At 72.0% G+C, this 17,126-nt stretch carries 15 protein-coding genes and 1 tRNA gene; 9 read left to right on the top strand and 7 right to left on the bottom strand.

What is annotated here, in order from left to right:
• Nucleotides 1-31 precede the first annotated feature (31 nt).
• Nucleotides 32-913, top strand: a complete 882-nt coding sequence (locus ACPOLA_RS15330; protein ID WP_435771307.1) for a LysR family transcriptional regulator — start codon at nt 32-34, stop codon at nt 911-913.
• A 20-nt stretch (nt 914-933) separates the two neighbouring features.
• Here the strand turns inward: ACPOLA_RS15330 and ACPOLA_RS15325 are convergent, their stop codons facing one another.
• On the bottom strand, nt 934-1,701 hold the full coding sequence (locus ACPOLA_RS15325) for a cache domain-containing protein (protein WP_435771306.1): 768 nt from the start codon (nt 1,699-1,701) through the stop codon (nt 934-936).
• Nucleotides 1,698-2,444: a FadR/GntR family transcriptional regulator gene (locus tag ACPOLA_RS15320; RefSeq protein ID WP_435771305.1), complete on the bottom strand. Its 747-nt coding sequence runs from the start codon at nt 2,442-2,444 to the stop codon at nt 1,698-1,700. The genes ACPOLA_RS15325 and ACPOLA_RS15320 overlap by 4 nt, the downstream gene beginning before the upstream one ends.
• A gap of 127 nt (nt 2,445-2,571) precedes the next feature.
• On the opposite strand from ACPOLA_RS15320, the gene ACPOLA_RS15315 reads away from it, so the two are divergent.
• From ACPOLA_RS15315 to ACPOLA_RS15280, 8 genes are all read left to right on the top strand, one after another.
• Nucleotides 2,572-3,657: an ABC transporter ATP-binding protein gene (locus tag ACPOLA_RS15315; RefSeq protein WP_435771304.1), complete on the top strand. Its 1,086-nt coding sequence runs from the start codon at nt 2,572-2,574 to the stop codon at nt 3,655-3,657.
• A gap of 59 nt (nt 3,658-3,716) precedes the next feature.
• A complete protein-coding gene (locus tag ACPOLA_RS15310) occupies nt 3,717-4,898 on the top strand; it encodes an extracellular solute-binding protein (RefSeq protein ID WP_435771303.1) in 1,182 nt (393 codons plus the stop codon).
• A gap of 2 nt (nt 4,899-4,900) precedes the next feature.
• Nucleotides 4,901-5,821, top strand: coding sequence for an ABC transporter permease (locus ACPOLA_RS15305; RefSeq protein ID WP_435771302.1), 921 nt, complete (start codon nt 4,901-4,903; stop codon nt 5,819-5,821).
• A complete protein-coding gene (locus ACPOLA_RS15300; protein ID WP_435771301.1) occupies nt 5,821-6,621 on the top strand; it encodes an ABC transporter permease in 801 nt (266 codons plus the stop codon). Before ACPOLA_RS15305 ends, ACPOLA_RS15300 begins: the two co-directional genes overlap by 1 nt.
• A gap of 29 nt (nt 6,622-6,650) precedes the next feature.
• Nucleotides 6,651-7,994, top strand: coding sequence for an NAD-dependent succinate-semialdehyde dehydrogenase (locus ACPOLA_RS15295; RefSeq protein ID WP_435771300.1), 1,344 nt, complete (start codon nt 6,651-6,653; stop codon nt 7,992-7,994).
• Nucleotides 7,995-8,065: 71 nt separating this feature from the next.
• Entirely contained in the window at nt 8,066-8,797 is a 732-nt protein-coding gene (locus tag ACPOLA_RS15290) for an SDR family NAD(P)-dependent oxidoreductase (protein ID WP_435771299.1), read from the top strand.
• Between the two features lie 40 nt (nt 8,798-8,837).
• On the top strand, nt 8,838-10,034 hold the full coding sequence (locus ACPOLA_RS15285; RefSeq protein WP_435771298.1) for a sensor histidine kinase: 1,197 nt from the start codon (nt 8,838-8,840) through the stop codon (nt 10,032-10,034).
• A 124-nt stretch (nt 10,035-10,158) separates the two neighbouring features.
• Nucleotides 10,159-10,599 (top strand): pyridoxamine 5'-phosphate oxidase family protein, encoded by a 441-nt coding sequence (locus ACPOLA_RS15280; RefSeq protein ID WP_435771297.1) that lies wholly within the window; start codon nt 10,159-10,161, stop codon nt 10,597-10,599.
• A gap of 61 nt (nt 10,600-10,660) precedes the next feature.
• On the opposite strand, the gene ACPOLA_RS15275 is transcribed toward ACPOLA_RS15280, so the two are convergent.
• From ACPOLA_RS15275 to topA, 5 genes are all read right to left on the bottom strand, one after another.
• Nucleotides 10,661-10,736, bottom strand: a tRNA-Thr gene (locus ACPOLA_RS15275).
• A 131-nt stretch (nt 10,737-10,867) separates the two neighbouring features.
• Nucleotides 10,868-12,415, bottom strand: coding sequence for an alpha/beta hydrolase (locus tag ACPOLA_RS15270; RefSeq protein WP_435771296.1), 1,548 nt, complete (start codon nt 12,413-12,415; stop codon nt 10,868-10,870).
• A 10-nt stretch (nt 12,416-12,425) separates the two neighbouring features.
• The gene (locus ACPOLA_RS15265; protein ID WP_435771295.1) at nt 12,426-13,577 is read right to left on the bottom strand and encodes a DNA polymerase III subunit delta'; all 1,152 of its coding nucleotides are present in this window, start codon (nt 13,575-13,577) and stop codon (nt 12,426-12,428) included.
• Nucleotides 13,574-14,227, bottom strand: a complete 654-nt coding sequence (gene tmk / locus ACPOLA_RS15260; RefSeq protein ID WP_435771294.1) for a dTMP kinase — start codon at nt 14,225-14,227, stop codon at nt 13,574-13,576. Before tmk ends, ACPOLA_RS15265 begins: the two co-directional genes overlap by 4 nt.
• A gap of 148 nt (nt 14,228-14,375) precedes the next feature.
• A complete protein-coding gene (topA, locus tag ACPOLA_RS15255) occupies nt 14,376-17,099 on the bottom strand; it encodes a type I DNA topoisomerase (protein ID WP_435771293.1) in 2,724 nt (907 codons plus the stop codon).
• Nucleotides 17,100-17,126: the final 27 nt, after the last annotated feature.

Below are 17,126 nucleotides of genomic sequence, written 5' to 3'. Positions count from 1 at the left end.
CGATCCCATGTCGTTGCTGCATACTCTTCGCGTGGACCTCCGGCTGCTGCACACCTTTCGCACCGTGGTGAGCGCCGGCTCGGTCAGCGCGGCGGCATCGGTGCTCCTGGTCAGCCAGCCGGCGCTCTCCCGGCAGGTGCAGCAGCTGGAGCGACAGGTCGGCGTACGGCTGTTCGACCGCGACCGGGGGCGGCTGCGCCTCACCGTCGCGGGAGAGGTCTTCCTCGAGGCGGCCGAGGAGGTGCTGGCGGCCGCGGAGAACGCGCGATCCGTCGCCGACGCGCTCCGCAGCGGCCGGCTGACGCGGGTGCGGATGGCGGCGCCGACCACCACGCTGACCGACGTGCTCGCCCCGTTCCTGGCGACCCTCCGGCCGGACGACCCGCTCATCACCGTCACCGAGGCCCACGGCGACGAGGCGCTGCGCGGGATCGGCAGCGACCGCGACCTCGCGATCCTCACCGTGCCGCCGCCCCGCCGCCTCGGCACCAGGGTGGTCGCCGTGCTTCCCGTCTGGGCCTACGTCCCCGCGACCCATCCGCTGGCCGGGCGGAGCCATCTCCCCGTCGAGGAGCTGGCCGACCATCCGCTGGTGCTGCTCGACCGCAGCTTCCGGCCCCGGACGCTGGTCGACGAGGCGCTCGCCGCCGTGGGCCGCACCGCCGCCGCGGTCGTCGAGTGCGACGACCCCCAGGTGGCCCAGGCGCTCGCGGCCGCGGGTCGCGGCATCGCCGTCGTCTCCGACGACCCGCGCTTCGACCTGGTGCCGCTGCGCATCGGCAGCGGGCCGGCCTCGCTCAGGCTCGGGCTGCACGCGGCGTGGGACCCGCGCCACCACGCCGCCGCGGAGCTCGCTGCGCTCGCCGACCGGCTGGCGGACTTCTGCCTGGAGCGGTACGGCGACCAGGGCTGACCGTCGGACCGGGGCCGCCCTCAGTCGCCCAGGGAGACGATGGTGAGCGGCAGGTCGCCCATCGGGTAGGCGTGGCGCTTGCGGCGGCCGGAGGCAGGGAGCAGGTCGCCGCACACGTGGCGCCCGCTGTTGCTGGAGAGGATCCGGCCGTCGCCGTTCACGACCGCCAGCCGCGACTCGGCGGCGCAGAGAGCCGGGAGCAGCCGCTGCTCGGCCTGCTTGACCGCGATGTCGGCGCCCGCGACCCCCACGAACCGCCCGTCGACCCGGACCGGCGTGGTGAAGGTGAGCGTGTACTCCTCGGTGCAGAGGTAGTCGACGTAGGGGCCGGTGACGTGGTTGCGCCCGGTGTCGCGCGGCACCACGAACCACGGCAGCGACTCGTAGTCGTAGAAGCCGATCGCCTTCGGGTCGGAGTGGGTGACCAGGCGCTGGACCCGGCCGTCGTCGTCGCGGGCGAACCACTCCAGCCACCACGGCGCGTCGCGCAGCAGACCGCGCTCGGCGACGAACCCCGCTCCCTGGATCGGCCGGGCGGCATCGGCGAGCACCGGCGTGACGAGGGGCTCCACCGCGGCCAGGTCGCCACGGGCTGGCACGGCGCGGGACGCGAGCGCCGGCTCCACGGCGGCCGCGATCCGGTCGGCGAGCGCGAGGGCGTCGCCCACGAGCGCGTCCAGCGCCTGTCGGACGCGCTCGACCTCGGCGGGCAGGTCGCCCCTGGCCGCGGCGGGCGCAGCCTTCGCGGTCCGGCCGGTCCCGCCGGCCTGCTTGGTCGGGTTGCTCATCGCCTGTCCTCACTGAGTCGGTACTCGATCAGGCGGGCGGTCGAGTCGGCCACCCGCTGCTCGGCCGCCTCCCGGGCCGCCCGGGGGTCGTGCTGTCCGATGGCCGCCACCACGGCTCGACAGCTGCGCACCATCTGCGCGTGGCTGGCGTCGTCGCCGAAGGCGATCCACAGCAGCGTGCCGAACTCGGCCTGCAGACGAACCTCCTCGTGGTAGAGCTGCGGCGACTGCGCGGCGGCGGCGACCTCGATGTGGAAGTGGGCGTCGGCCCGGCGCCGGGCGTCGGCGGTCTCGGCCGCGGCGAGCGCGTCGGCGACCCGCCCCAGTCGCGCGAGGTCGTCAGGGCTGGACCGGCGGGCGGCGAGCGCCGCGCTCGCGCCGCAGATGGCCGCGTAGACGTCGCCGAGGTCGCGCAGCTCGCTGAGGCCGAAGCCGTCGAGGCGGCGGCGGGCGAGGTGGCTGATGCCGTTCTCGGGCATCCGGACGAAGCTGCCGCCACCGCGCCCGCGCCGGGTCTCGATGAGGCCCTCCGCACGCAGCACGGAGAGCGCCTCGCGGACGGTCACGGTGGAGACGCCGAAGATGCCGGCCAGGTCGGTCTCACCGGGCAGCTGCTCCGCGTCGGGCAGCAGGCCGAGCGCGATCGCGTCGGTCAGCCGGCGGACCACCAGCTCGGACCGGCTCATCGACTCCAGCGGTGAGAACACCGCTGCCGATGCCCGCCCGTAGAACGGCACCGCCACGGGGCCTCCTGTCCTGTTACCGCTCGATGACGTTTGCGGACCATCTTGCCGCATCCCTTGTGCTTTGAACTCTGAAGTCATAGGTTATCGCACCAATCCGGCGGACCGCGACGAAAGGCACATCCAGATGTCCCTCCCGACGAGCGCCCCTGCGCCGCCCGTTGCTCCCGCCACGGACGCGGGCTCGCCTGCCATCTCGCTCCGCGGCCTCCGCAAGGAGTTCGGCGACGTGGCCGCCGTGGACGGCGTCGACCTCGACATCGCGGACGGTGAGTTCTTCTCGATGCTGGGCCCCTCGGGCTCGGGCAAGACGACGGTCCTGCGGCTGATCGCGGGCTTCGAGTCCGCCACCGCCGGCACCGTGGTCCTCGGCGGGGTGGACGTGACCCGGGCGGCGCCGTTCGAGCGTGACGTGCACACCGTCTTCCAGGACTACGCGCTCTTCCCGCACATGAGCGTCCTCGACAACGTCGGCTACGGGCTGCGGGTCCGCGGCCTGGGCAAGAAGGACCGCCGGGAGCGCGCACAGCGCGCACTCGAGACCGTGCGGCTGGGCCACCTGGGGGGCCGGCGGCCGACCCAGCTCTCCGGCGGTCAGCGACAGCGGGTCGCCCTGGCCCGGGCCATCGTGCTGGAGCCCCGCGTCCTCCTGCTCGACGAGCCGCTCGGGGCGCTCGACCTCAAGCTGCGCGAGCAGATGCAGGTGGAGCTCAAGCAGCTCCAGCGCGACCTCGGCATCACCTTCGTCTTCGTCACCCACGACCAGGAGGAGGCGCTGACCCTCAGCGACCGGATCGCCGTCTTCGACGCCGGCCGGATCCAGCAGCTCGGCACGCCGCGCGAGATCTACGAGCACCCCAGCTCGGCGTACGTCGCCGGCTTCGTCGGCACCACCAACCTGCTCGACAGCGACACCTCGCGGCGGGTGCTCGGCGTGGCCGGGGAGCACGCCGTCCGGCCCGAGCGGTTGCGCCTGTCCGCCGCCGGCGACGCCGGACCCGCCGAGCCCGACGAGGTCCGCCTCGACGCGGTCGTCGTGGAGTCCATCTACCTCGGCACCGGCCACCGGGTGCACCTGCGCACCGACGACGGCCTCGAGCTCGTCGCCCTGGAGCAGACCTCCGGCTCCCTCGCCCGCTCCGACCACCGTGGCGACGCGGTGACCGTCCGGTTCGCGCGTGCCGACGTGGTCGCCCTCGGCCGGCCCACCTGACCCCTCTGCAGCTCCACACCAACCCACCGAGAAAGCCCAACGAGAAAGCGGAGATCACCATGAAATCCACCCTCCGGCGCGGCCGCGTGAAGATGGCCTGCCTCTCCCTGCTGTCGGTCTCCGTGCTGACCGCCTGCGGCAGCGGCGACGACGAGAAGAACACCGATGCCGTCGAGGAGCTCGGCGAGATGGAGGGCCAGGTCTCCATCCTCGCCTGGCCCGGCTACGTCGAGGACGGCAGCAACGACCCGAACGTCGACTGGGTGTCGGCGTTCGAGAAGGACACCGGCTGCGAGGTGACCAGCAAGGTCTACGGCACCTCCGACGAGGCGCTCAACCTCGCCAAGTCCGGTGAGTACGACGTCATCGCGGCCTCCGGCGACCTCTCGCTCCGGCTGATCGCCTCCGACGAGGCGCAGGAGATCAACACCGACCTGGTGCCGAACTACGAGAACGTCTACGACTTCCTCAAGGACACCGAGTGGAACTCGGTGGACGGCAAGAACTACGGCGTCCCCCACGGGTACGGCGCCAACCTGCTCATGTACAACAAGAAGAGCTTCGACGAGCCGCCGACGTCGTGGGGCGCGGTGTTCGACAAGGCCCAGCTGGAGCGCAACAAGGGCAAGGTGACGGCGTACGACTCGCCGATCTACATCGCCGACGCCGCGCTCTACCTGATGAAGACCCAGCCCGAGCTGGGCATCGAGAACCCCTACGCGCTGGACCAGGAGCAGCTGGACGCCGCGGTGGACCTGCTCAAGCTCCAGCGGCAGTACGTCGGGGAGTACTGGTCGGACTACCTGAAGGAGATCCAGGCCTTCGAGACCGGCGACTCGGTCGTCGGCACCACCTGGCAGGTGATCAAGAACAACATCAAGAACAAGGACGTCGACGTCACCCTCCCCACCGAGGGCGCCACGGCGTGGAACGACACCTGGATGCTGTCCTCGCAGGCGAAGAGCCCCAACTGCGCCTACGCGTGGATGGACTACATCCTCAGCCCGGAGGCCAACGCCCAGGCGACGGAGTACTTCGGTGAGGCCCCGAACAGCCCGGAGGCCTGCGAGAAGACGACGAACCCGAAGCACTGCGAGACGTTCCACGCCGGTGACGAGGAGTACGCCGAGCAGCTCTGGTTCTGGCGCACGCCGATCAAGGACTGCCTCGACGGCCGCACCGACGTCGAGTGCACCGACTACGCGCAGTGGACCCAGGCCTGGACGGAGATCAAGGGCTGACCATGGCCACCTCCACCCCCGTCACCGACGGCCGGACCGGCCGGTCCGCCGACCCCGCACCGCGGGCGTCGGCGGCCCGGCCGGGCTCCCGGCTGCTGCACCGCCTCGGCTGGCTGCGGCTGGGCCTGCTGCTCTCCGCTCCGCTCGCGTGGATGCTCCTCGTGTACGTCGTCGCGCTGGCGGCGCTGCTGATCACCTCGCTGTGGTCGGTGGACAGCCTCAGCAGCGAGATCGACCGCACCTGGACGCTGGAGAACTTCCGCACGCTGGTCGAGAACGAGGTGTACCGCAACGTCACCGTCCGGACGATCGCGGTGGCACTGGTGGTGACGGTGATCGACGTGGCGATCGCGCTCCCGATCGCCTTCTACATGGCCAAGGTGGCCTCGCCGCGGGTCCGCCGCATGCTCGTCGTCGCGGTGCTCACCCCGCTGTGGGCCAGCTACCTGGTGAAGGTCTTCTCCTGGCGCGTCGTGCTCTCCGAGGGCGGGCTCGCGGAGTGGACCGGCCTCGGCTCGCCCGGCTACGGGCTCACGGCCGTGGTGATCACCCAGGCCTACATCTGGCTGCCCTACGTCATCCTGCCGATCTTCGCGGCGCTGGAGCGGGTCCCCGACTCGCTGCTCGAGGCGGCCGGCGACCTCGGCGCCACGAGCGGGATGGTGCTCCGCTCGATCGTCCTTCCGCTGCTGGTGCCCGGCATCGTGGCGGGCGCCATCTTCAGCTTCTCGCTCACCATGGGCGACTACATCACCGTCAACATCGTCGGCGGGGCGAACCAGATGCTCGGCAACCTCGTCTTCGTCAACGCCGGCGCCGCCAACAACCTGCCCCTCGCCGCGGCGATCGCCATGATCCCGATCGTCGTGATGCTGGTGCTGCTCACCGCGATCCGTCGTACCGGCGCCCTGGAGAACCTCTGATGAACCTCAGCCGTGCCGCGCGCCGCGTGCTCGCCGTGCTCACCTTCGGGGTGCTGGCCCTGATCTACCTGCCGCTGCTGGTGGTCGTCGCCAACTCGGTCAACGCCAGCCAGTCCATGACCTGGCCACCGCAGGGCCTCACCCTGGAGTGGTGGCGGCGGGCCGCCCACAGCGACGGCGCCCGGGAGGCGCTGGTCACCAGCCTGCAGGTGGCGGCGATCGCGACGCTCGTGGCCCTCGTGCTGGGCACCCTGCTCGCCCTGGCCCTGCAGCGCTACGACTTCTTCGGCAAGCATTCGGTGAACCTGTTGGTGATCCTGCCGATCGCGCTGCCGGGCGTGGTCACCGGCATCGCGCTCAACAACGGCTTCCGCACGATCCTCGGCGTCCAGCTGTCGCTGTGGACCATCGTCATCGCGCACGCCACGTTCTGCATCGTCACCGTGTTCAACAACGTGCAGGCGCGGCTGCGGCGGATGGGCACCAGCCTCGAGGAGGCCTCCGCCGACCTCGGTGCCGGCATCTTCACCACGTTCCGGCTGGTCACGCTCCCGCAGCTCCGGTCGGCGCTGCTGGCCGGCGGCATGCTGGCCTTCGCGCTGAGCTTCGACGAGATCATCGTGACCACGTTCACCGCGGGGAACGGCGCCAACACGCTGCCCATCTGGATCCTCAACAACATGTTCCGTCCCAATCAGGCGCCGGTGGTCAACGTCGTCGCCGTCGTCCTGATCGTCTTCTCCATCGTCCCCGTCTGGCTGGCGCAACGACTGTCCTCGGACGTCGAGTCCGCCCGCTGAGCCGTCCCCGCCGACCAAGGAGCACCACCATGCCCGACTACGCCGTGCTGAACCCTGCCACCGGAGAGCTCGTGGAGACCTTCCCGACGGCCACCGACGACGCCGTCGCCGCGGCCGTGGACGCCGCGGCGACGGCGTTCACCACCTGGGGGCGGACCTCCTCGGTCGAGGACCGCGCCGCGCTGCTGCGGCGGGTCGCCCAGCTGCACCGGGACCGCAGCGCCGAGCTGTCGGCGACGATGGTGGAGGAGATGGGCAAGCCGCTCGCCGACGCCGAGGGCGAGGTCGACTTCTCGGCCGACATCTACGACTACTACGCCGACCACGCCGCCAGGTTCCTCGCCGACGAGCCGATCGAGCTGGCCGACGGCGAGGGCACCGCGCTGGTACGACGCGCGCCGGTCGGCGTGCTGCTGGGCATCATGCCGTGGAACTTCCCGACCTATCAGGTGGCGAGGTTCGTCGCCCCCAACCTGGCCACCGGCAACACCATCGTGCTCAAGCACGCGCCGCAGTGCCCCCGGTCGGCGGCGTTGCTCCAGCAGCTGTTCCTCGACGCGGGCCTTCCCGCCGGCGCCTACGTCAACGTCTACGCCTCCCACGAGCAGGTCGAGCGGATCATCGCCGACCCGCGGGTGCAGGGCGTCTCGCTGACCGGGTCGGAGCGGGCCGGCGCCGCGGTCGCCGAGATCGCCGGGCGGCACCTGAAGAAGGTGGTGCTCGAGCTCGGCGGCTCCGACCCGTTCCTGGTGCTCGGGTCCGACGACCTCGACGCCACGGTCCAGGCCGCCGTGGCGGCCCGGATGGAGAACACCGGGCAGGCCTGCAACGCCGGCAAGCGGTTCATCGTGGTCGACGAGCTCTACGACGACTTCGTCGCCAAGTTCACCGAGGCACTGCTCGCCGCGTCGCCGGGATCGCCCCTGGTCTCGGAGGCGGCGGCGGCGGGGCTCGCCGACCAGGTGGACGCCGCCGTGGCCGGGGGCGCGTCGCTGGCCAGCGCCGGCGACCGCAAGGGCGCGTTCCACCCCAGCGGGGTGCTGACCGGCGTCGGGTCCGACAACCCGGCCTACCGGCAGGAGCTGTTCGGCCCCGTGGCGATGGTCTTCCGCGCGGCCGACGAGGACGACGCGGTCCGGCTGGCCAACGACACGCCGTACGGCCTCGGCTCGTTCGTCTTCACCGACGACCCCGAGCAGGCGCAGCGGGTCGCAGACCGGATCGAGGCGGGCATGGTCTTCGTCAACGGGGTCGGCCTCGACGCGGCGGAGCTGCCCTTCGGCGGGATCAAGCGGTCGGGCTTCGGCCGGGAGCTCGGGCGGTACGGCATGGAGGAGTTCGTCAACAAGAAGATGATCCGCACCGTCCGGTGACCGGCATCCCCCTCCACGCGGGTGGAACAGGTTCTACTCTCGGACCCGACCGCCGAACGAGGGAGAGCCCGATGGACCAGCCAGACGCAGCGCGCCGCTTCGAGGGGAAGCGGGTCGTCGTCACCGGCGCGGCCGGCGGCGTGGGCAGCACACTGGTCGCGGCGTTCCGGCGCGAGGGCGCCACGGTCGTCGCCACCGACGCGGTCGCCGGGGACGGCGTCGTGGTCACCGACCTGCGCGACGACGCGGCGGTCGAGGCGTTCGCCGAGCAGGCGGTCGCCGACCTGGGCGGCCTCGACGTGCTCTGCAACGTGGCGGGCGTGCAGCGCTTCGCGCGGCTCGGCGACATCACCGCCGCCGACCTCCGGCTGCACACCGACGTCAACCTCGTCGCGCCGGTGCTGCTGACCCAGGCGGTCGCCCCGGCGCTCGCCGAGTCCCGCGGCAACGTCGTCACCATCGCCTCGATCTCGGCCACCTTCGCCCAGCCCTACAACTCGGTGTACTGCGCGAGCAAGGCCGGCGTGCTGCTGGCCATGCGGTCCCTCGCGATCGAGCTGGCCAAGCAGAAGGTGCGGGTCAACTGCGTCTCCCCCGGCGGGATCGACACCCCGATGCCGCACACCTCCGCCAAGGACCTGCCCGCCGACATCGACTGGGACCTGCTGATGAAGAGCCAGAGCGCCTTCCCCGGCTTCATGCCGCCGGCCGACGTCTGCGACGCCGTGCTGTTCCTCGCCTCGAGCGCGGCGGCGTCGATCACCGGCTCCAACCTGGTGGTCGACCGCGGCGTCGTCTTCTGAGCTCCGGGGTCCAGGCACACCGGCTCCGTACGCTGACGTCGTGGTGGAGGCACCGACGCCCGATGAGGCGATCGACAGCTACGACGCGCTCGCCGGGGCGGGCGGCCGCGACCTGCAGGCCCTCGTCGAGCTGGCCGCGCTGGTCTGCGACGTGCCCAACGCCGCGATCAACCTGATCACCCACGACCACCAGCACCAGATCGCCGCGACTGGCATCGATCCCTCGGTGTGCGCGCGGGAGGACTCGATGTGCGCGGCGGTGCTCGACGACGACCGCACCGTCGTGGCTCCGGACGCGAGCATCGACCGGCGGTTCTCCGCCAACCCCTTCGTCACCGGGGAGATCGACACCGTCCGGTTCTACGCCTCCGCGCCGCTGGTCACGCCGCAGGGCACGACGATCGGCCGCCTCTGCGTCTTCGACACCGAGCCGCACGAGCTCGCGGCCGAGCGCGCCGCCGTGCTCCGCGTGGTCGCGGAGCGGGTGGTCGACGTGCTCGAGCTCCGGCTGCGCAGCCGGCAGCTCGAGCAGTCGCTGGCCGAGCTGACCCGGACCCAGGCCGAGCTGAGCCGCTCCAACGAGCTGCTCTCGCTCTTCGCCGGCCAGGTCAGCCACGACCTCCGCTCCCCGCTGACGGCGGTGCTCGCCAACAGCGAGCTGCTCGCGTCCGAGCCCGCCGTGGCCCGGGATCCCGACGCCGCCGCGCTGGTGGAGGCCACCACCAGCGCCGGGCACCGGATGGCGGCGATGATCGACACGATCCTCGCCTACGCCCGGGTCGGCGCCGAGCTGGACCGCACGCCGGTCGAGCTGGACGTCGTCCTCGACCACGCCCTGGCCGACCTCGCCCCGGTGCTCGACGAGCGGTCCGCACTGGTGCGCCGCGAGCCACTCCCCCAGGTGCTGGCCGACGCCGACCAGATCTACGCCGTGCTGCTGAACCTGCTGTCCAACGCCGTGAAGTTCACCCCGGCGGACCGCCGTCCCGAGATCGGCGTCTCGGCCCGCCGCCAGGACGGGCAGTGGCGGGTCGCGGTCACCGACAACGGGTCCGGCATCCCGCCGGAGAGCCGCGCGTCGGTCTTCGACCTGCACGCCCGCGCCCACCGCTCGGTGACCGGCACCGGCATCGGCCTGGCGACGGCGAAGCGCGCGGTCGAGGCGCACGGCGGCCGGATCGGCGTCGAGGACGCGTCGTCGGGCGGCACGACGGTCTGGTTCTCGCTGCCTGCTTAAGGCCCGCTGAGGCCTGCGGGAGGCCTGCCTGACGCCTGCCGCACGGACCGGCGGCCGACGGACCCGGTGGTCGCGGGACCTTCGCCCCTGTCCGGCGGCCGCTGCTGCCGCTCACGCTGGGGGTGTGTCCGAGATCCACGAGCTGACCTACGACGAGAGCGAGGCGCTGCTGCGCGCCGGAGTCTTCGGCCGGATGGCGCTGTGCCGGCCGACCGGACCGGAGGTGGTGCCGGTCAACTACGTCGCGGTGGGCGGCGCCGTACTCGTGCGCACGGCGCCGGGCTCGCTGCTGGACCGCTTCGCCCCCGGCGCGGCGCTCGTTTTCGAGGTCGACAACGTCAGCCACGAGCAGTGGCACGGCTGGTCCGTGGTCGCCCGAGGACGCGGGGAGCGGGTCGCTCCTGACGAGCTCTCGGAGGAGGAGCGGCGGGCGCCCGGCCCGCCGGCCTGGGCCCGCGACGAGGAGGTCGTGATCCGGCTCCCCTGGGTCACCCTGACCGGTCGGCGGATCGGGCGGGGCTGGAACCCGCTGGCGGAGCTGCCGGTGCGGCGGGTGCCGGTCTGAGCGCCCGGCCACGCCGGCACGGTGCGGCGTGTGCAGCCTCGACCGAGGCCTCACAGCTCACTGGAGCCGCCTGTCGGAATCGAACCGACGACCTAATCATTACGAGTGATTCGCTCTACCGACTGAGCTAAGGCGGCGTGCCGGCGCAAGCACCGACGACGCGGAAGCATACCGGCGGGGCCGGTGGTCCACGGAATCCGGGGCGCCGGGCGGGCGAGCGCGAGCCGCGTCGCTGTACGCCGGCCCGCCCGGCGACCGGGTCAGCCGGTCAGCACTCGAGTCCGTCCTCGGGCACCGTCCCGTCGATCAGGTAGCCGTGGACCGCGTCGTCGATGCAGGCGTTGCCGCGGTTGTAGGCCGTGTGGCCGTCACCGTCGCGGCTGACCAGCACGCCGGACTCGAGCTGCTCGGCCATCGCGACCGCCTCCTCGTACGGCGTCGCGGGGTCGCGGGTGGTGCCGATGACCACGATCGGAGCCGCACCGGAGCCGTCGATCTCGAGGTCGGGCTCGTCGGTGGAGGTGAACGGGATCCCGTTGCACGCGGTCAGTCCCCAGGCGAAGACCCGGCCGAACGTGGGCGAGGCCTTCTCGAAGTCCGCGAAGTGGTCGGGGACCTCCTCGGCGGTGATCGACCACGGGTCGTCGAGGCAGTTGATGACGCTGATCGCCTCGAGGCTGTTGTCGGTGTACTCGCCGTTCTCGCGCGATCCGTAGAAGTCGGAGAGGAACAGCAGGGTGCTGCCGTCGCCGTCGAGCGCCTCCTTGAGACCGGTGTCGAGGTAGGTCCAGTTCTCCTTGGCGTACAGCGGGGTGATCAGGCCGTAGAACGCCAGGCCGACCGTCAGCTCGCGGCCCTCGGGGTCCTCGGTCTCCAGCGGCTTCTCGTCGATGTCCTCGAGCAGCCCCTTGATCGTCGCCAGGCCCTCCTCGACGCTGCCGCCCAGGAAGCAGCTGCCGCCGTCGACACAGTCCTGGACGTAGGCGCGCAGCGCGGTCTCGAAGCCCTTGGCCTGGCTCAGCGAGCCCTCGCGGGAGGAGATCGAGGGGTCGATCGCGCCGTCGAGGACGAAGCGGCCGACGTTGTCGGGGTAGAGCTCGGCGTACGTCGCGCCGAGGCGGGTGCCGTAGGAGAAGCCGAGGTAGTCGAGCTTGTCCTCGCCGAGCACCTCGCGCAACACGTCCATGTCGCGGGCCGCCTCGACGGTGCTGACGTGGGCGGCGACCTCGCCGGACTTCTGCTCGCACCCGGTCCAGAACTCCTCGGAGTTCTCGACCCCCTCCTCGACCTCCTGGGGGGTGTCGGGATCGGGGTCGGCCGCGATCTGCTCGTCGAGGTCGTCGTCGCTGAGGCAGTCGACGGGCTCGGACTCGCCCGTGCCGCGCGGGTCGAAGCCGACGATGTCGTAGGAGGCCCGGAGCTTCTCGGCGAAGTAGGAGTCGGCCTGCTCGACGGTGGAGGTGCCGGGCGCGCCCGGGCCGCCGGGGTTGACCACCAGCGAGCCGATCTTGTCGCCGGTGGCCTTCGCCCGCTCGAGCGCGAGCAGGATGGTGCCCTCCCCCGGGTCCTCGTAGCTGATCGGCACCTCGAGCTCACCGCACTCGTTGTCGCCGCACTCCTTCCAGGAGATCTCCTGGTCGTAGAACCGCTCCAGGCCGTCGCCGGTCGGCGGCGCCTGGCTGGAGGGCGAGTCCGACTCCCGCTCGGCCGCCGGATCGGCGTCGTCGTCGGTGAGGAGCAGCACGCCCACCCCGATCGCGCCGGCCACGACCAACGTCCAGATCACCGCGACCGCGACGATCAACTGCTTCTTCACCTGGTGCTCCTCACCGTTGCGGTGCCTTCAACGCCACCATCATCGACTCCAGGGCCAAGGCGACCGGGACATTGAACTCCAACATCTGCTCCCGTGCGGTGAAGATCCACCCGATCCGCCGCAGGTTGAGCTCCGGCGTCGAGGTCCGCACGATCTCCTCGACCTGGTCGCGGATCTCCTCGTTGACCAGCGCGCCGGGGGCGCCGGTGGCCACCGCGATCGCGTCGCGGTAGACCGACACCAGGTCGGTGAGCCCGCGGTCGACCACGTCGAGGTGACGCCGCTTGGCCCTAGTCCTCTGCCCCTTCTCCAGGGCGGCCAGCGCCGGGCCGTACTCCCGCGGGCGGCGGCCGCGCTCCACGACGCCGTACGCCGAGTCGAGGTCGGCCTTCTCGCGGGCGTCGAGGTCGGCCGTGATGGCGTCGGCCTCCTCCTTGGCCGTCTCGGCCAGCCGGGTGGCGGCGTCCATGCACCGCCCCAGGCTGGTGAGCCGGGCGGGGATCCGGACGACCTCCTCGCGCCGCCGGCGGACCGCCTCGTCGAACGCCAGCGCCCGCGCCCGCCCGATGTGGCCCTGGCTCGCCCGGGCGGCGTACGACGCCAGCGAACCTTCGACGCCCTTGGCCACCAGGAAGCCGGCGACCTCCTCGGTCGTCGGCGTGGACAGCGTCACCAGCCGGCAGCGGGAGCGGATCGTCGGGAGCACGTCCTCGACGGTCGGGGCGCAGAGCATCCACACGGTGCGGCCGTTGGGCTCCTCGATCGCCTTGAGCAGGGCGTTGCAGGCCTGGTCGGTGAGCCGGTCGGCGTCCTCGACGACGAGGATCTGCCAGCGGTCGCCCATCGGGCTCAGCGACGCCCGGCGGACCAGGTCGCGGACCTCGTCGACGCCGATGGAGAGCTTCTCGGTGCGGATCACCGACACGTCGGCGTGGCTGCCGGCGAGCACGGTGTGACAGGCGTGGCAGGTGTCCGGGCAGTCGGGGCCGGCGCCGCCGTGCTCGCACTGCAGGGCGGCCGCGAAGGCCACGGCGGCGTTCGAGCGGCCGGACCCGGGCGGCCCGGTGAACAGCCAGGCGTGGGTCATGCCGTGGCCGGCGACCGCCTGCTGGAGGGCGGTGATCGTCGGCCGCTGGCCGACCAGGGTGCTCCAGACCGTCATCGCCGGCTCGCCTGCTGCAGCAGGGGGCGCACGCGGCCGCAGATCGTCCCGGCGAGCTCGTCGACCGGGGCCCGCGCGTCCAGCACGACGTAGTGCTCCGGGTCGCGGGCGGCGAGCTCGAGGAACGACCGCCGCACCCGCTGGTGGAACTCCAGCGACTCCCCCTCGATCCGGTCGCGCTCCGCGAAGCGGCCCAGCCCCGCCTCCGGCTCCAGGTCCAGCACCACGGTCAGGTGCGGGCGCAGGTCGCCGGTCGCCCAGCGGGCCACCTCCTCGACCTCCGCGGCATCGAGCGCCCGGCCCGCACCCTGGTAGGCCAGCGTGGAGTCGACGTAGCGGTCGGTGACCACCACCTCGCCCCGCTCCAGCGCCGGCCGTACGACGGTCTCGACGTGCTCGGCCTTGTCGGCGGCGTACAGCAGCACCTCGGTCTTGTCGGCCAGGGCGCCGGTCTCGGGGCTCAGCACGATCCGGCGCAGCTCCTGGCCCACCGGGGTGTCGCCGGGCTCGTGGGTCAGCAGCACGGTGTAGCCGTCGGCGGCGAGCCGGTCGCGCAGCAGCCGCGACTGGGTCGACTTGCCCGCGCCCTCGCCGCCCTCGAAGCACACGAAGACGCCGGTGGCGGCGTACTGGCCGGGGTAGCGGGTCACGGGACTGAACCTACGAGACGGGGCCGACGGTGTGGTCGGGCGGGCGGTCGGGCGGGCGGGTGGGTGTTCGAGGGCGGGCAGGACGTCGACGGGCGGGGGCCGCCGGTGGGCGGCCCAGGCTCACCCGTCACAGCCCCCGGCCGACCCCCTACGACTTCTTCGCCGCCTTGGTGGCGGTCTTCTTCGCCGCCGCCTTCTTGGTCGTCTTCTTGGTGGTCTTCTTGGCCGCCTTCTTCGCGGTGGCCTTCTTCGCGCCCTTCTTGGCCGCCTTCTTCGCCGGGCCCTTGGCGCGCCGCTCGGCGAGGAGCTCGGCGGCCCGCTCGAGGGTGATCGCCTCGACCGAGTCGTCCTTGCGCAGGGTGGCGTTGTACTCGCCGTCGGTGACGTACTCGCCGAACCGGCCGGCCTTCACCACGACCGGCTGGCCGGAGACCGGGTCGTTGCCGAGCTCCTTCAGCGGCGCGGCGGCCGCGGCCCGGCCGCGCTGCTTGGGCTGGGCGTAGATGCGGAGCGCCTCGTCGAGGGTGATCGTGAAGATCTGGTCCTCGCTGGCCAGCGACCGGGAGTCCGACCCCTTCTTGAGGTAGGGCCCGTAGCGGCCGTTCTGGGCGGTGATCTCGTCGCCGGACTCGGGGTCGGCGCCGACCACCCGCGGCAGCGAGAGCAGCTTGACCGCGTCGTCGAGGGTGACGGTGTCGAGCGACATCGACTTGAACAGCGAGCCCGTGCGCGGCTTCGCCGACTTCGGGGCGTCGTCGGGGAGCAGCTCGGTGACGTAGGGCCCGAACCGGCCGTTCTTCGCCACCACCTGCAGCCCGGTCTCGGGGTGCACGCCGAGGTCGATCTCCTCGCCGGCCGGGTTGGCCAGCAGCTCCTTCGCCTTCTCGACGGTGAGCTCGTCGGGCGGCAGGTCGTCGGGGACGTTGGCCCGCACCGGAGCGCCGTCGGCGCCGGGGCCCTCCAGGTAGGGGCCGTACTTGCCGACCCGGAGCTGGATCCCGTCGTCGTCGCTGCCGACCGGGAAGGTCGCCAGCTCCTTGGCGTCGATGTCGCCGAGGCCCTGCACCAGCGGGAGCAGCCCCTCGAGCTTGTCCGACCCGTAGTAGAACTCCGACAGCTCGGTGACCCGGTCCTTCTGGCCGCGGGCGATCTGGTCGAGCACGCCCTCCATCCCGGCCGTGAACTCGTAGTCGATCAGCCGCGGGAAGTGCTCGGTGAGCAGCCGCACCACCGAGAACGCGATCCACGCCGGCACCAGCGCGGTGCCCTTCTTGTAGACGTAGCCGCGGTTCAGGATCGTCCCGATGATCGAGGCGTACGTCGAGGGGCGGCCGATCTCCCGCTCCTCGAGCTCCTTGATCAGGGTCGCCTCGGTGTAGCGGGCGGGCGGCTTGGTCTCGTGGCCGTTCGCCGTCAGCGACGCGGCCGAGACCCGGTCGCCCTGCTCGAGCGCGGGCAGCCGGGTCTCCGCGTCGTCCTTGGCGGTGGTGGAGTCGTCGGTGCCCTCGACGTAGGCCTTGAGGAAGCCGTGGAAGGTGATCACCCGGCCGGAGGCGGAGAAGACGACGTCCTCGGTCTTCCCGTCCGGGTGCCGGGCCTGGCCGCCGATCCGGATCGACACCGACTGACCCACGGCGTCCTTCATCTGGGAGGCGACGGTGCGCATCCAGATCAGCTCGTAGAGGCGGAACTGGTCGCCGGTCAACCCGGTCTGCGCCGGGGTGCGGAACGTCTCGCCCGCCGGGCGGATCGCCTCGTGCGCCTCCTGGGCGTTGGCCACCTTGCTGGCGTAGGTGCGCGGTGCGTCGGGGAGGTACTCCGCGCCGTACAGCTCCTGCACCTGCTGCCGGGCGGCCGCGACCGCACTGCTCGACAGCGTCGTCGAGTCGGTGCGCATGTAGGTGATGAAGCCGTTCTCGTAGAGGCGCTGCGCCACCGACATGGTGACGCTCGCGCCCATGCCGAGCTTGCGGCTGGCCTCCTGCTGGAGGGTGGTCGTGCGGAACGGTGCGTACGGCGAACGGCGGTAGGGCTTCGCCTCGACCGACCTGACGTCGTACTCGGTGTTCTCGAGCGCGGCGACGAGGGCCTCGGCGCGCGGGCGGTCGAGGTGGACGACCGAGGCGCCGGGCTTGACCCGGCCGTCGGGCCCGAAGTTGGCGCCGCTCGCGACGCGGGCGCCGTCGATCGTGTGCAGCCGGGCGGGGAACATCCGCTGGTCGTGCTTCGAGCCCGCGTCGAAGGTGCCCTCGAGGTCCCAGTACGAGGCGACCTTGAAGGCCATCCGCTCCTTCTCGCGGTCGACCACCAGCCGGGTCGCCACCGACTGCACGCGACCCGCCGACAGCCCCGACATCACCTTGCGCCACAGGACGGGCGAGACCTCGTAGCCGTAGAGCCGGTCGAGGATCCGTCGCGTCTCCTGCGCCTCGACCAGGTCCATGTCGAGGTCGCGCGGGTTGGCGGCGGCGTCCTGGATCGCCGAGCGGGTGATCTCGTGGAAGACCATCCGGCGCACCGGGATGCCCTTCGGCTTCAGCTCGTCGAGGAGGTGCCAGGCGATCGCCTCGCCCTCGCGGTCCTCATCGGTGGCGAGATAGAGCTCGTCGGCGTCCTTGAGCAGCTGCTTGAGCTTGGAGATGTGGCTCTTCTTGTCGCGCGGGACGACGTAGTAGGGCTGGAAGCCGTTCTCCACGTCGATGGCCAGCCGGCCCCACGGCTTGTCCTTGATCTTGGCGGGGGTGTCGGCGGCGTTGTTCGGGAGGTCCCGGATGTGGCCGATGGAGGACTCGACGACGTAGCCGTCGCCGAGGTACCCGCCGATGGTGCGGGCCTTGGCCGGTGACTCGACGATCACCAACTTGTGTGCCACGGGGACCTTCTCTGCTTGCTGTGGGTG

Origin of the sequence: Nocardioides proteolyticus (assembly GCF_051280635.3) — a bacterium.
Lineage (GTDB): Bacteria > Actinomycetota > Actinomycetes > Propionibacteriales > Nocardioidaceae > Nocardioides.
The sequence above is the reverse complement of the archived record's forward strand: the minus strand, read 5'-3'. Positions and strand labels throughout refer to the sequence as shown.